Below are 14,174 nucleotides of genomic sequence, written 5' to 3'. Positions count from 1 at the left end.
GCTGAGATCAACGCAGACGTCCGTCATGGATCATGCGGCCAGTGGCGGCGCGCAGATCTGGTGTCAGATACCACCATTGCCGCTGGCGATGCCGGACAATCGATATCATGCGCGGGATAATTTTGGCGGGGGGATCTGGGACCAGGCTCCACCCGATCACTCAGGGTGTGAGCAAACAACTGCTCCCGGTCTATGACAAACCGATGATCTACTACCCGTTGTCGACGTTGATCCTGGCCGGGATCCGCGACATCTTGGTGATCACCACGCCCCATGATGCGGAGGGTTTTGAGCGGCTGCTTGGGGATGGATCCCGGTTTGGGATCACCGTGACCTATGCCCGCCAGCCTGAGCCGAAGGGCTTGGCTCAGGCGTTCACCATCGGCGCTGATTTCATCGGAAATGATTCTTGCGCACTGGTATTGGGCGACAACATCTTCTATGGCCAAGGGTTGGGCACTCAGCTGGGCCGGATCGACGGCTCCGATGGGGCATTGATCTTCGCGTATTGGGTCGCCAACCCTGAGGCATACGGCGTCGTCGAGTTTGACGCCGATGGTCGGGCGATTTCCATTGAGGAGAAACCCAGCCACCCCCGCAGCCACTACGCCGTCCCTGGCCTGTATTTCTACGACAACGACGTGGTCAGTATCGCCCGTGACCTGAAACCTTCACCCCGAGGCGAACTCGAGATCACCGATATCAACCGCATCTACTTGCAAGCCGGTCGGCTGCATGTCGACATCCTGCTGCGCGGCACCGCCTGGCTCGACACCGGCACCTTCGCCGACCTCAACGACGCCGGGAACTTCGTGCGCACCATCCAAGCGCGCCAAGGTCTGCAAGTCGGCTGCCCCGAAGAAGCCGCGTGGCGGATGTCCTTCCTCAGCGACAGCGACCTCGCCCAACGCGCAGCACAACTCGCCAAATCCGGGTACGGCGCCTATCTCACCTCGCTGCTGGAGCACGGCCACGCCGACCCCGCTGGAGACGCCTCGTGAATCGAGCGTCCATCTCCGTCACCATCGCCGTCCCGACGTTTCGACGTACCGCCATGCTGCGCGACCTGCTTCCCCTGCTAGCGGAACGCACCGGGCCCCTCCCGGAAAGCACCATGGTGCGGATCCTCGTCGTTGACAACGACCCGGAAGGCAGCGCCGCAGCTGTCGTCCGCGACACCGCCGCCACACATCTGCCAGTGCGCTACGTCCACGAACCCGACCCGGGCATCGCTGCCGCCCGCAACCGTGCCGTGGCCGAATGCCCCACCGATGACGTCATCGTCTTCATCGACGATGACGAACAACCCCACCCCGGGTGGCTTGCCCCGCTGGTCGACACCTGGCGACGGACCGGAGCTGACGCGGTGGCCGGACGAGTTGTTCCGCGCTACCAGAGCCCGCCGAGCCCGTGGATCGACGCCGGGGGATTCTTTGTCCGGCGCGACCTACCCACCGGCACCGTCGTACCCACCGCTCCTGCCGGGAATCTCCTCCTTGACCTGCACACGCTGCGACGGCACGGGCTGCGATTCGACCCGCGCACCGGCCTGACCGGCGGGGAAGACACCGTCCTGACCCAGGCGTTGACCCGCCTCGGTGGCACTGTCGTGTGCTGTCGCGAATCCGTCGTAGAAGACCTGGTCCCTACCGAACGGGCCCGTCCCCGTTGGGTGCTCGCCCGGACCTTCAGCCACGCCGTCAGCAGCGGCCTGATGGCCACTGGATTCCCCGACACCACCAGCGCGCTGCCGCAACGGGCCAGCGTGGCTGCTCGCGGCCTCGCCCGGATTCCTCTGGGCGCTGGACGAGCCAGCCTTGGCCTGCTCACCGGCAACCTGCGTCATCAAGCCCGCGGGCTGCGACTGCTGGTGCGCGGCGCCGGGATGGTGGTCGGCGCAGCCGGGATGACGTACGTCGAATATGCCCGTGATGACCAGCCCGGACGTCGCCTCCGCCCTGCTCGCGCCCGGCCCGACACCGCTGCCTCGTCGACACGACCGGCATCATCTGGCCTGGCTGGCGCGCTCGGATCGATCGTGTCAGTGCGCACCGACACACCCGGTCTCGCACTGACCTTCGACGACGGCCCCGACCCAGACGTCACCCCTGCCCTGCTCGACGTCCTCGCCCGCCACCACGCGAGCGCCACCTTCTTCGTCCTCACCCGCCGCGCTCAAGCCCATCCTGACGTCATACGACGCCTCCTTGACGAAGGCCACGAGATCGGACTGCACGGACTGCATCACCGCCGCCTCACCGTCCTCTCCCCAGCCCAAGTCACTGCGGACGTGCGCCGCGCCCACGCCGACCTCACCGACCTGACGGGACACGCTGTGCCCTGGTTCCGGCCTGCCTACGGCGCCCAAGGATGGCGCATCCGTCGCCTCGCCCGCTCCCTGTCACTGACCCCTGTGCTGTGGTCAGCGACCATCTGGGACTGGAAAAACACCGACCATCAGCAACGCCTCGACAAAGCCGCCCTCGCTGGACCTGGCGACATCGTCCTCGCCCACGACGGCCGCGCCGGGCGAGACGACGGAGCCACCGAACCCGCCGACCTGACCCCACTCGATGTCGACAAAGTCACCCTGCTTGACGACATCCTCACGGCCTGGACAGACCGAGGTCTGCGCGTGATGACCGTCTCGGAACTGCTGCGCCACGGACACCCTGTGCACCGCCTGGTCCGACCGGTGGCCAGCGACCTCCCCTGGCGCCGATCCGCCAGGTAGGCAATGACGTTCAAGCCACCGGGCGGGGTCGTCCTCCTAGACTCTGGGCATGCGCGTCCTGGTCACCGGTGGCTGCGGCTATATCGGTACACACACCGTCCTCCAGCTCGTCACCGCCGGCCATGACGTCGTCGTCGTCGACGACTTCTCCAACGCCTCCCCAGCGGTCATCCCCCGACTCGAAGAACTCGCCGACCGACCTATCCCAGTGCACCGATTCACCCTCGAAGATCGCGCTCGCACGGACCATCTCCTTGCCACTGAACGTGTGGATGCGGTGATCCACTTTGCTGGGTTCAAAGCGGTCGGTGAATCAGTGGCTCACCCGATCAGCTACTACCGCAACAATATTGGAGCGACCCTGTCGCTGCTGGAAGCGATGAGCGCCCACGACGTCCACCGCCTGGTGTTTTCCTCCTCAGCGACGGTGTACGGCGCCGACGCCACGCCCCCCTTCACCGAAGACCTCCCCACCAGCGCCACCAACCCCTACGGCTGGACCAAAGTCATGATCGAACAGATCATGCGTGACCTGGCCGTCAGCGATCCCCAGTGGCGCATCGCCCTTTTGCGTTATTTCAACCCGGTCGGTGCTCACCCTTCTGGGCGCATCGGTGAAGACCCCAGCGGTATCCCGAACAACCTGCTGCCGTTCATCGCTCAGGTTGCGGTGGGCCGCCGCGACCGGCTGCTCATCTTTGGCGACGACTACGACACCGTCGATGGCACCGGGGTGCGGGACTTTATCCACGTCGACGATCTGGCCTTGGGCCATGTCGCCGCTCTCGAAGCGCTCGGCCATCGCGACGAGGCCGTGAACACCTGGAATCTCGGGACCGGCCAAGGCACGTCAGTGCGGCAACTGTTGCGAGCGTTTGAGAAAGCATGCGGGCGAGAGCTGCCCTATGCCGTGGCACCGCGCCGTCCCGGTGACATCGCCACGTCATACGCTGACCCGACCCGGGCCCACCGCGACCTCCGGTGGGAAGCCACCCGCAGCATCGACGACATCTGCGCGTCCGCATGGGCGTGGCAGTCGGCGAACCCCCACGGATATCAGGCCTGAAACAGCAGGCCGCAACCTTGCTGAGGCTGGTTAATCGTCGAGAGCGACTGTCACTGAGATGGTGTATTGGTCACCGCGATAACGGTGGTCGCCGCACTCGATGATCTGCCCGGACGGGTCGTAGGCGCTGCGCCACATCGTCAGCAACGGATCGGCGCGGGTCAGCCCGAGTAGTCGACGCTCAGCGCCGGTGGCATTGCGGGCGGCGAAGGTCTGCTGCGCAGTCCGTGGGCTCAGGCCGCAGCTGCGCAGGATGGCATAGAGGCCTTCTCGCTCGAGGCGTTCAGTGGTGAACGCGGCCAACGCGGGAGAGTCTGGGGGCAGCCAGTTTTCCAGGATCGCCAATGGCAACTCACCGACGTACCGCAGTCGAGTCAAGTGGATCAGCCGGGTGCGTTCTGGCAATCCCAAGGTGCGTGCCGCCCGAGGATGTACGGCGGTGGTCTGCAAATCCAGCACTGTGGTGCGCGGGGCTCGATCCGCTGCGGCGAGATCGTCGTACAAGCTGTTGAGCTCGGCGTGCTGTTGGACGCCGCCGCTGGCGACGACGGTCCCCACGCCGCGTCGCCGGACCAACAGTCCGCGCTCGACGAGGACTGCGATGGCGCGCCGCACTGTGGGCCGGGACAACTTGAGGCGGTGCGCCAAGTCCAACTCTGTCTCGACGAGATCGCCTGGTTGGAGGCGGCCGTGCTCGATGCCAGCGAGGAGAGCATCAGCCAATTGCAGGTAGAGCGGGGAGGTGCTGCTGCGGTCGAGGTGCACGGGCAGCGGGACAGTCACCTTCCCAGGGTAGCTAGGGTGGCGCAGCGAGCCACGGCGGGGCGTGGCCCCTCGGAGGGCGGCTCCTCGAAGGGGATGACGGTGGGATGGTGGGGTCATGCGGCACCGACCGTCATCCACGAGTCGGTGCGGGCGCGCCGCCCCAAGGCCACCGCGCGCAGCCCCATGAAGATCTGGAAAGCCCCCCAGAGGACCATGACGGCGATCCCAGGGCCGGTTGAGGTGAGTTGGTCCGCGCAGACGTGCACGGCGACCGCGAGCGGGGCATAAGCCACCAGGAGCCACACCTGGGCGAGTGCCAGCCACCTGGCATCTCCGGCGCCGATGAGCACCCCGTCGAGGACGAAAACATACCCGGAGATCGGTTGGCCTAGGGCGACGACCAGAAGCGCCATCGCCAAAGCGTCCCGCACTCCCTGATCCGGGGTGAAAAGCACTGGCAGGACAGTGTGTAGGGGCAGCAGTAGGACGCCCAAGGCGACGCCACACCAGGTGCCCCAGCGAGTCATCATGGTGGTCATGGTGCGGGCAGCGGCGGTGTCGCCGCGTCCCAAGGCATGCCCGGTCAGGGACTGACCGGCGATGGCGAGGGCGTCCAGTGAGAACGTCAGGAAAGTCCAGATCGTCGCGGACACCTGATAAGCAGCCAACGGGATATCGCCGAGCGCGGCAGCTGCCCACGTCGTCAGCAACAAGATGGTGCGCAGCGCGAGAGTGCGCACCAGCAGCGGTACGCCGTCGACGGCGGCAGTGAGGATGCCACGCAGGTGAGGACGTCGAGGGGCGCGGTGGTGATGCGCGGCGCGAGCTACTACCGCCAACAGTGCGAGCGCCATGGAGTTTTGGGCGATGACGGTGCCCCAGGCTGATCCGGCGACGCCGAGGTGCAGGCCGAGGACAAACCACACGTTGAGGGCGATGTTGGCGGTGAAGCCGAAGGTGGTGACCAGCAAGGGGGTGCGGGTGTCCTGAAGTCCGCGCAGGATGCCGGTGGTAGCCAGGGTCAGCAGCATCGCGGGCAGGCCGAGGGCGCTGATCCGCAGGTAGGTGATGGCGTGGCTCAGGACCTCAGGGGACGGTCCGAAAGCAGCAGCGAGAGGTGCGGCGCCGAGACCGACGACAGCGCAACTGAGGATTCCGAGCGCGGCAGCCAGCCAGATCCCGTCGAGTCCGGCGCCCAAGGCGTGGCGGGTCCCTGCAGCGCCGAGAGTGCGGGCGACGACAGCTGTCGTGCTGTACGCCAGGAAGACAAAAAGGCCAGCGGCGGTGGACAAGATGGCGCCAGCGATGCCAACACCAGCGAGGCTGGAGGTGCCAAGGTGGCCGATGATGGCAGAGTCGGCTAAAAGGAAGAGGGGTTCTGCGACGAGAGTGACATAGGCGGGGATAGCGAGCCGCAGGATGTCACGGGTATACCCCTGCGCTGATTGAGGGGCAGGGGTGTTGGCGGTCACGAAGGAACGATACCGACGGCGTGTCGTGGTGGTGTGTCCCGGTTGCTCACTCGAGTTTTCCACATCCTTGTCCCCAGGGGACCGGGTGATCTGGGGAATTGACGTGGCATTGACCGAATGCTGGGTTGCAGCTTCCTGAAGTCGGGTTTTATCAAAGTCGTGGTAAAGAGGGGAGGTCAGGGGGCATGGATAAACATGCAGTTATCCACAGGAGTTTCCACAGGGCTGGTGAGAGGGGTGCGGTGATCGCCGTACGGCGTCGACCGGAGGGGGAGGGGGCCAGGCTGGGCATGGTGGCGGGCCTGATATCCGCTCTGTGAGACATGCTGTCTCGCAGGGTGCCCCTGCGACAACTTCTCCACAATCAACAGGCTGTGCGTTGTATTCGGGCCGGTCAATGCGGGGGAAGCGGCAATAAATCCCCCGCTTATCCCCAGCTGTATCCACAGGCTGTGGATGTTCTCCACCGATGAGAGGCAGTTGTCCACAAGTTGTCCACAGCGTTATCCACAGCTGTGATTGAGCGGACGCTTCCAACGCCGTAACGTGTGCACGCCGCACTCGCACAAACGTCTTGTTGGGCGCTCGACCTTGTCCGGGCGCGGTTCCTGCCGATCAAGATGACAACGTCCCATCGCGCCGGTCGCCCAGGTCTCCTGTGCAGGTCGACGCGTTGTCAGAGCGCAGCGGCAGACTGCTCAACGGGGAGCCGCACAGACCTGATCGTCATGACGACGCACGGCTTGGAGAAGGAGGGTCGGGTAGCGCATGTCCATCTCGGAACTCGAAGAGCAATACGCCGCATCCCCCTCCGGCCCCAACGACCGGATGCCCCCCCAAGATGTCACCGCCGAACGATCCGTCCTCGGCGGAATGCTGCTCTCCAAAGACGCCATCGCCGACTGCGTCGAAGCGCTACGCGGCACCGACTTCTACCGCCCCGCCCACGAACTGATCTACGACGCGATCCTCGACCTCTACGGCCGCGGCGAACCAGCAGACGCCATCACCGTCGCCGACGAACTCACCAAACGCGGTGACCTCACCAAAATCGGCGGACAGGCCTACCTGCACGACCTCATCTCCTCAGTGCCGACCGCCGCCAACGCCGGCTACTACGCCCACATCGTCGCCGAACGAGCCACCCTGCGCCGCCTCGTCGACGCCGGCACCCGCATCGTCCAAATGGGATTCGGTCAAGGCGGCGGCGACGTCGAAGAAATCGTCAATGCCGCCCAAGCCGAGGTCTACGCCGTCGCCGACAAACGCGGCGGCGAGGACTACCACCTGCTGCGCGACCTCCTCGAACCCACCTACGACGAAATCGAAGCCGCCGGCGGCGCCAGCGGCGAAATGTCCGGCGTCCCCACCGGATTCACCGAACTCGACGAACTCACCAACGGCCTGCACGGCGGACAAATGATCGTCATCGCGGCACGACCAGCCGTCGGCAAATCCACCCTCGCCCTGGACTTCGCACGAGCCGCAGCGATCAAAAACCAACAAGCCACCGTCATCTTCTCCCTGGAAATGAGCAAATCAGAAATCACGATGCGCCTCATCTCCGCAGAAGCAGGCATCAACCTGTCAAAAATCCGGCGCGGCAAACTCGAAGACCGCGACTGGGAAAAACTCGCCCGACTAGCATCAGACTTTGATACGGCGCCACTCTTCATCGACGACTCACCCAACATGTCGCTGATGGAAATCAGAGCTAAATGCCGCCGTCTCAAACAACGCAACAACCTCAAACTCGTCATCATCGACTACCTGCAGCTCATGAGCTCCGGCAAACGCGTAGAAAGCCGCCAACAGGAAGTCTCCGAATTCTCCCGCGCCCTCAAACTCCTCGCCAAAGAGCTCGACGTGCCCGTCATCGCACTCTCCCAGCTCAACCGTGGCCCCGAACAACGCACCGACAAAAAACCACAAGTCAGCGACCTGCGTGAATCCGGATGCCTCACCGCAGACACCACCATCCTGCGCGCCGACACCGGAGCCCCCACCACCATCGGCGCGCTCGCCGCGACCGGCGCCACCGACATCCCCGTCTGGGCCCTCGACGAATCATTGCGGTACGTGCCCCGACTCATGACCCACGCGTTCCCCACCGGGACCCGGCCGGTCTTTCGGCTCACCACCGCTGACGGCCGCACCATCCGCGCCACCGCCAACCACCCCTTCCTCACCTACGACGGTTGGCGTGCCCTCAGCGACCTACGCCGCGGCGAACGCCTCGCCGTGCCCCGCCACGTCCCCGCACCCGCCGAAGAAGACACCAGCTGGAGCGACGAAGACGTCGTCACCGCCGCGCGGCTCAGCTGCCGCATGGCTGACCTGAGGCTTCCCAGCGCGATATCCAGCCTGCCCAAACGGCACATCGCGCTATTCCTACGGGCCGTGTTCACCGAAGTCGGTGGCGTCATGCTCGCCACCGACCACCCCGGCGGGCACATCTTCTGCTTCGCGGACCACCGCGACCTCCTCGACCGCATCAGCCCCCTGCTGTGGCGCTTCGGGATCACCGGGCACATCGTGCACGACCACACCGGCTGGATGCTCGACATCGTCGACCTCGACTGCCAACGCCGTTTCCTCCAAGAAATCGGCATCGACGGAGAATCCGTCGTCGACGCCGTACGACTCCTCGGGATCGTGCGCGCCGCCACCGCCGTCCCCACCAGCCCCGTCACCGTCGGCACCACCTGGCAGGCCATCGCCACCACCCTGCATGCCAGCCCCGACACCGGCGCCCTCCCCGACGTCGCCGCCACCCTCGACCACGCCGGAATGGACCTGACTGCCATCAACGACGTCCACTGGGACACCATCACCAGCATCGACCTCGACGGTGTCGAACAGGTCTACGACGCAACCGTCCTCGGCAGTCACAACTTCGTCGCCGACGGCATCGCCGTCCACAACTCCATCGAACAAGACGCCGACATGGTGATGCTGCTGCACCGCGAATCCATGTATGAGCAAGATTCCCCCCGCGAAGGTGAAGCCGACATCATTGTCGCTAAGCACCGTAACGGCCCGACCAAGACGATCACTGTTGCTTTCCAGGGCCATTACAGCCGATTCACCAACATGGCGACGAACTACTGATATTTGTTGTCGAGATGGCTGCTGTGCCCCTGGTCGCTGAGGGGGGATCGGTGTCGAGGTGCGCTCAATCGTGTAAGACTGGGGGCCGATTCTAAGAATTAGCTGACGTTATGCATCTCGGGCGTGTTGAGTGCCTTCAGTTATGGGGTTGGTATCCCAAGTTTTCAGAACTCCGCGAGTCGCTCCACCCGGTCCGGCGCTGGACCCGCAGCTGGCAGAGCTACGACGTAACCAAGTTCTTTGAGCACCCGCACTGCCTCGCTCGGGCAGTCACGGACGGCGGCGCCGGTCTGGTGTCGCCGCCACTGAACACGGTTGCTGCGGAGAACTTCGGGCCAGGTCGGACCCGGCTTGGCACCGGACTCCTCCTCGATCATCTGGATCACGTCCTCGAGCGTGGGCCGGGACCGGTGGCCACCCGTGGGAAAGTGAATCCGTGACATCCGTGCTGCCTCAAGCTCGGAGTTAGGGGCGGACTGGCGGCGAGACACACCTGAGATTGCGGCGAGTGTCATGACGCGGGTGAACTGATCACGATGAGCGTGGACATGCAGATGCCCGGCTGGAAGCCCCTCGCCTCGATTGTGGACATACTCGTATCTGAAGAGAGGGTCGCCCTTCGGGCGGCTCCCGGCATAGACGGCGACTTTGGAGTTCAACACCTTGAGGTATCGACCGGAACCGTCGAGTTCACAGCGGTAGTTCACCTCTAACGCCAGAGTGCCCTCTTCGCCGACTGGGATCGTAATGCCGTTCGTGTCATCGGACACCACGAAACGTGAACCACTGCTCGTCGCCTTGAATGGCACCGTATGGCCGATGAAGGATGACACAGCATCGGAGATGCGACGAGCGAACGCCTCGGATTCCTCCTCGAGCGTACTCACGCGGTCTGGAGCCACTTGAGGTCCCGGATGCGGCGAAGCACCTGGTACAGGTCGGCGTCAAGCGCGTTCGCAGCAGCGAGGTGCTCAGCCAGGTCGACGGTCATGCCGAGCTTGGCTTCGAGGCGAAGAAGCTCTTCGGCGAGCTCGGACGGCGTCATGTATTCAGTCGTAGAAGACCCCATCAGTGCACCTCCAGAGCGTGGCTTTCAACTATGACAGACAGTAGGCGCTGGCACTGACAACATGGCTAGGCGCGGTCAGCGCATCTCCCTGTCGACGGCAGAGCGACGAACCGCGAAGGGCACATGGGGGTCTGGGCCTTCAGTTCGCGGACCCTGGCCACCTGGCATCTTGGGTGCCTTCCGTAGCACTCCTGAGCGGACAAAGGTGATGCCTGTGCGTCACCTCTGGAGAGAAGCCTCGGACTGCTTCCGCTTCTTCGAAATGGGGGACCTTTTGGGTACGGAGACACCGAGCCGGGGAAGGCCCAGCCCCTTGAGCTCGGCGCGCATCTCCTTGATCTGTCCCGGATCCTGGCCGACTTCGCCGAAGCCAGTATCGAGGAAAGGCCGCTGCTGCAACGGGAGCCACGTCGCCAGGTACACGGGCCGCTAGCACACGGCCGCCCTGCACACGGCCGCCCTGCGCGCGTCCGCCTGGTCGTGGTCGAACGGTGGTGGTCGCAGGTCATGTCGATGTCAGGGCCTGTGTCCGGGTCGCAGCGCGTCGTCCGAGAAGCTGCGCTGCGCGGCGCCACCGATCTGGTCCATGAGAGGGTGCTGGGATGGCCCTCGACATTGACCGTCTCGCGCCCGTGATACGCAGCGCATGGGGCCCTGACACGTGCTACCCCTACGCTCGTGAGCAGTGGAGCGACGAGAACCCATCTCGCGAGCAGTGCGGCATGAGCGCGCTCGTGATTCAGGATCTCCTCGGCGGTGACCTGCTCTTGGGCGAGGTCTTCGTCGATGGGCAGAAGATCGGATACCACTACTGGAACCGTCTCCCCGACGGCACGGTGGTAGACCTTACTGCCGAGCAATTCGCTGAGGAAGAAACGGTCGTCGGGTGCGAGGTCGTCGAGCGCCCCGCAGGAGCACCGCGTCACTTCGCCGAGCCCTACGTGGTCCTTCGCGCGCGAGTGCTCAACATGGTGGATCGCAACCACGCCTCGCTGCCCGCATCCACTGGCTGAGACGAGGCATGTTGCGCGGCCGCTTCGTCGCGCCGCGATATCTGCAAGGTATGCCGCGTAGGGTTGGGCAAGGTAGGGCAGCGTCTCGACAGCCGCCTACTTTGCCCAAACGGCCACGTATGTTGCATAGCGGCCACCACGGCGGGCCTCCTTGATGCAGGCGGTTGCCAAGACCAACTGCGTCAAGGGCGTGTGGTCGGGGCAGTCTCATGTCGCCTCGTCGCGGACAGTTCTGGGGGCGCGGCGGCGAGGGAGTCACTGGCGGGGTTGGGACCACACTTCTGCGAGGTAGGCCTGTGCTGACTGCTGGTCCATCCCGGCGATCTGTTCGCGGGTGGCCCCGTTATCCAGGAGCTGACTCACCATCCCCAAAGACAGAGCAGGCCGGGCCGGTGGCGCCACACGGCCCCGATCAGGCAGCTTCTTGTCGCGCACGCAGTCCCAGAACTCGTCCTCGGTCACGTCCAGCTGGTCTTTGAGGATGACGGTCCACAGGTGTGCGCTGTACTGTTCGGGTGCGTCGGCGGGGTGGGAGATGCGTGTGCGCAGGATCCGCCCGTCAGGGAGCACCAGTTCGAACGTCGGGTGGTGGCTGACCAGCTTGCCGGTGGCGCCTCGGACCGAGGTCCACCCCTCGCGCTGGCAGAACTGCAGATGGTCCTTGGGGCTTCCCCGGCTGCTCACTGGCCCAGCATCCACTCTCGCAGCTGCTCGTCGGTGCTCAGGTTGACCAGCTGCACCAGGCTCCAGTTTTCCTGGTGGTTGGGGGCGTTCAGCAGCCGCGGGTAGTCCTCGGCGTACTCGCGCAGGGCCACCACCAGATCGACGATCGCGGCCTCGAAGTCAGCCGACTCAGTGCCGATCCCCGCGCCTTCCATGATCAACGTGTAGAGGCCCTCTTCGGTGTAGACCCGCGGCCTGTCGGTGATCAGCGCAGACAAGGTACGCCGCAGCTTTTCGGCATCGGCCATGGCCACCCGGTCCGTACCGCGGGCGATGACGGGCAGTCCGCCGTTGGCGGCTGCGTCGATGGTGGCTCGGAACGACGACCGGGCTTCGGTGTAAGTGAGCACGGCCGGACGGGCAGCGCCGGCGGTCATGGTGCCTCCTGGGCAGGGTCTTAAGTGCCAGAGTACGTCACGTACCTCGCGTACGTCTATCGGCTGTGAAGGAACCTGTCTAAGCGGGGCATGGACTGGGTCTGGCACCGTGAGGAAGCGCCCATACAGATCGGGGTGCTTGGCGTAGTGGGCCGCGCCCGGGTCAAGCGCGCATCCTTACGACCCTTGGGTCACGGGGCGGGCCACCCGCGCCGCCGCTGTCGCCGCCGCCTCACGGCGGGCCTCGGCAGTGGCGACGTACGCCTGCAGCCGCCCCGCGAGTGAGTGACGAGGGCCTGGTATCGCGTCAGGTCCGCATACCCACGCTGAGCTGGTCATCCAGGTGACCAGCTAGCTCGCTAGTTGCTATGTGGAGACCTCTCCACCACTGGAGCGTCCAGCACTACCGACGCAAGATCAAAGGCGTTCCCCTTGAAGGGGGCCTGCCCCGTGGCAGCGCAGAACCTGGAGTCCGCGTCGACTCCGCACTCGTCGTGTGGATCAACCTGCAGCCCACGGTGAAGATCGGTGAAGTCGCCTACAACGAGGTGGTGCAGTTGCCATTGAGTGCCGTTGGTGAGGATGCCCACGTCCCGCCGGGACGTAAAGAAGGAGACGCGATGAGGCCAACCGATCTTCTCCTGGAACGCCTTAAGGAACTATCCCGACAGAGCGGGAAGCTGGGGTCTCAGTGCTTCTGGAGATCGGGGTCGATGAGTTCGGGGGGGGCAACGATCGCCCCGCCCGAGCAGATGTTGCGGCGGTAGGCCACCGACGTGTCGGGCGGTGTGGATCTGCTAGCCCTTCGGCACGGCCAGCTGGCGGGATCGGGTGATGGTGACTTGCCCTCAAGATGGGTTCCACTTTCTTTGGCTTTCAGTATGCCGCGAACTCATTGAAGATGATCGGGGTATCATTTTTTTTGATATCAGGAAGTCGGTGGATTGTAGTTCAGCTACTATGAAAATAAGCATGTTTTTTGAACGCCAGATGCACCTATCTCCTGCATGCTCTCTTCAGGTTATCAACTGCTTGAGAAAACTACTGGCTATATTCCCCATGAATAGCTAGGATCAGGTGGCAGGGCTGACTGCTCGACCTGCAGCAAGATTATTTCCACAGATCAGTTAGGAGTTGTCGTGGCTGCGAATTTTAGTACACACACAATCCCCGAGTGTGACCTCTTCATCTTTAAGCCAAAGCCGCACCCTTTCTCAGAAGACATCAGTCTCTTGATTGATCGCGGTTGGAGTTCTTCCTTGCTCGACCGTGAAAAGAATCTTCAATCGTATGATGAGTTTTTTGGCGGGTTCTCACGGTCATCCCCTCTGCGGCCTCAGCTAGCCAGTGCATTAAAGCGAGGCATTCGCGGGCCCGAGCATGTTGCACGGTTTTTGAGTGCGGAGATGATCCTGGGGGTTCTTCTGGGTATGTTTCCCGATTCGGCTTTGACTGATGTCCGACTGGATTATGCGAAGCAGGGCGATTCCTTGGAATCCCCAGCTGGAAGAAAGGACTGCTTCCCAGGTGAACCGGTTGTCCGCACCTATTCCGGAGAAATCCTAGCCTCTGTCATCGAGGGTCCTTCTAAGGCATCGCTGGTGGCGAGTTCCACTGATGCCTTCTCGTATGGATTCTTTAAGCCAGCAAATATGAGTAAACAATCCGCCATGGAGGTCCTCAACATCCTGGCCATTTGATTCTCGAAAGGCGACGCTCCGATTCCGCTCATCTCGAGTCAGATCACGAGATCTCGCCGCTGCGCTTATCGCGGATGGCGGCATTGAAAATCATAGGTGCGACCAGGCAATGGGGGCGCCGTCGCAGATCCACTCAGGATCACC

Annotated in this window: 14 protein-coding genes; 8 read left to right on the top strand and 6 right to left on the bottom strand. The window is 63.9% G+C overall.

Annotation, left to right across the window (positions count from 1 at the left end; all coding sequences use genetic code 11):
* Positions 1 to 107 precede the first annotated feature (107 nt).
* Genes rfbA through galE form a run of 3 tightly spaced genes read left to right on the top strand, consistent with a single transcriptional unit; the run spans position 108 to position 3,800 of the window.
* The gene (rfbA, locus tag KEM60_RS01465) at positions 108 to 1,001 is read left to right on the top strand and encodes a glucose-1-phosphate thymidylyltransferase RfbA (RefSeq protein WP_219105714.1); all 894 of its coding nucleotides are present in this window, start codon (positions 108 to 110) and stop codon (positions 999 to 1,001) included.
* Positions 998 to 2,734, top strand: coding sequence for a polysaccharide deacetylase family protein (locus KEM60_RS01460; RefSeq protein ID WP_219105713.1), 1,737 nt, complete (start codon positions 998 to 1,000; stop codon positions 2,732 to 2,734). The genes rfbA and KEM60_RS01460 overlap by 4 nt, the downstream gene beginning before the upstream one ends.
* A 49-nt stretch (positions 2,735 to 2,783) precedes the next feature.
* A complete protein-coding gene (galE, locus tag KEM60_RS01455) occupies positions 2,784 to 3,800 on the top strand; it encodes a UDP-glucose 4-epimerase GalE (protein WP_219105712.1) in 1,017 nt (338 codons plus the stop codon).
* 30 nt (positions 3,801 to 3,830) lie between these two features.
* Here the strand turns inward: galE and KEM60_RS01450 are convergent, their stop codons facing one another.
* Entirely contained in the window at positions 3,831 to 4,583 is a 753-nt protein-coding gene (locus KEM60_RS01450; protein WP_219105711.1) for a GntR family transcriptional regulator, read from the bottom strand.
* A 95-nt stretch (positions 4,584 to 4,678) separates the two neighbouring features.
* Complete coding sequence (locus KEM60_RS01445) at positions 4,679 to 6,037, bottom strand: MATE family efflux transporter (RefSeq protein WP_255574115.1); 1,359 nt, start codon at positions 6,035 to 6,037, stop codon at positions 4,679 to 4,681.
* A 768-nt stretch (positions 6,038 to 6,805) separates the two neighbouring features.
* Between KEM60_RS01445 and dnaB the strand changes: the two genes are divergently transcribed.
* Positions 6,806 to 9,148, top strand: a complete 2,343-nt coding sequence (dnaB, locus tag KEM60_RS01440) for a replicative DNA helicase (protein WP_219105710.1) — start codon at positions 6,806 to 6,808, stop codon at positions 9,146 to 9,148.
* A gap of 164 nt (positions 9,149 to 9,312) precedes the next feature.
* Here dnaB and KEM60_RS01435 read toward each other — a convergent pair whose 3' ends face one another.
* Both KEM60_RS01435 and KEM60_RS01430 read right to left on the bottom strand, forming a co-directional pair.
* Complete coding sequence (locus KEM60_RS01435; protein WP_219105709.1) at positions 9,313 to 10,035, bottom strand: hypothetical protein; 723 nt, start codon at positions 10,033 to 10,035, stop codon at positions 9,313 to 9,315.
* Positions 10,032 to 10,217, bottom strand: a complete 186-nt coding sequence (locus KEM60_RS01430; RefSeq protein WP_219105708.1) for a hypothetical protein — start codon at positions 10,215 to 10,217, stop codon at positions 10,032 to 10,034. The genes KEM60_RS01435 and KEM60_RS01430 overlap by 4 nt, the downstream gene beginning before the upstream one ends.
* Positions 10,218 to 10,730: 513 nt before the next feature.
* Here KEM60_RS01430 and KEM60_RS16355 point away from each other — a divergent pair.
* Both KEM60_RS16355 and KEM60_RS01425 read left to right on the top strand, forming a co-directional pair.
* The gene (locus KEM60_RS16355) at positions 10,731 to 10,853 is read left to right on the top strand and encodes a hypothetical protein (RefSeq protein WP_255574113.1); all 123 of its coding nucleotides are present in this window, start codon (positions 10,731 to 10,733) and stop codon (positions 10,851 to 10,853) included.
* An 86-nt stretch (positions 10,854 to 10,939) separates the two neighbouring features.
* The gene (locus tag KEM60_RS01425) at positions 10,940 to 11,230 is read left to right on the top strand and encodes a hypothetical protein (protein WP_219105707.1); all 291 of its coding nucleotides are present in this window, start codon (positions 10,940 to 10,942) and stop codon (positions 11,228 to 11,230) included.
* A gap of 255 nt (positions 11,231 to 11,485) precedes the next feature.
* Here KEM60_RS01425 and KEM60_RS01420 read toward each other — a convergent pair whose 3' ends face one another.
* Complete coding sequence (locus KEM60_RS01420; RefSeq protein WP_219105706.1) at positions 11,486 to 11,914, bottom strand: cytotoxic translational repressor of toxin-antitoxin stability system; 429 nt, start codon at positions 11,912 to 11,914, stop codon at positions 11,486 to 11,488.
* Positions 11,911 to 12,330: a hypothetical protein gene (locus KEM60_RS01415; protein WP_219105705.1), complete on the bottom strand. Its 420-nt coding sequence runs from the start codon at positions 12,328 to 12,330 to the stop codon at positions 11,911 to 11,913. The genes KEM60_RS01420 and KEM60_RS01415 overlap by 4 nt, the downstream gene beginning before the upstream one ends.
* A gap of 368 nt (positions 12,331 to 12,698) precedes the next feature.
* On the opposite strand from KEM60_RS01415, the gene KEM60_RS01410 reads away from it, so the two are divergent.
* Both KEM60_RS01410 and KEM60_RS01405 read left to right on the top strand, forming a co-directional pair.
* Entirely contained in the window at positions 12,699 to 13,097 is a 399-nt protein-coding gene (locus tag KEM60_RS01410) for a hypothetical protein (RefSeq protein WP_219105704.1), read from the top strand.
* A 372-nt stretch (positions 13,098 to 13,469) separates the two neighbouring features.
* Positions 13,470 to 14,030 carry a hypothetical protein gene (locus KEM60_RS01405; RefSeq protein WP_219105703.1) on the top strand — a complete coding sequence of 187 codons (561 nt, stop codon included), beginning with the start codon at positions 13,470 to 13,472 and terminating at the stop codon, positions 14,028 to 14,030.
* Positions 14,031 to 14,174: the final 144 nt, after the last annotated feature.

Origin of the sequence: Austwickia sp. TVS 96-490-7B (genome assembly GCF_019331795.1) — a bacterium.
Taxonomy (GTDB): domain Bacteria; phylum Actinomycetota; class Actinomycetes; order Actinomycetales; family Dermatophilaceae; genus Austwickia.
This window is presented reverse-complemented; position numbering and strand designations above follow the sequence as displayed.

Coding starts and splice junctions, on each gene's coding strand:
- rfbA (WP_219105714.1), top strand. CDS start 108: ATGCGCGGGATAATTTTGGCGGGGGGATCTGGGACCAGGCTCCACCCG.
- galE (WP_219105712.1), top strand. CDS start 2,784: ATGCGCGTCCTGGTCACCGGTGGCTGCGGCTATATCGGTACACACACC.
- dnaB (WP_219105710.1), top strand. CDS start 6,806: ATGTCCATCTCGGAACTCGAAGAGCAATACGCCGCATCCCCCTCCGGC.
- KEM60_RS01430 (WP_219105708.1), bottom strand. CDS start 10,217: ATGGGGTCTTCTACGACTGAATACATGACGCCGTCCGAGCTCGCCGAA.
- KEM60_RS16355 (WP_255574113.1), top strand. CDS start 10,731: ATGTCAGGGCCTGTGTCCGGGTCGCAGCGCGTCGTCCGAGAAGCTGCG.
- KEM60_RS01425 (WP_219105707.1), top strand. CDS start 10,940: ATGAGCGCGCTCGTGATTCAGGATCTCCTCGGCGGTGACCTGCTCTTG.
- KEM60_RS01415 (WP_219105705.1), bottom strand. CDS start 12,330: ATGACCGCCGGCGCTGCCCGTCCGGCCGTGCTCACTTACACCGAAGCC.
- KEM60_RS01410 (WP_219105704.1), top strand. CDS start 12,699: ATGTGGAGACCTCTCCACCACTGGAGCGTCCAGCACTACCGACGCAAG.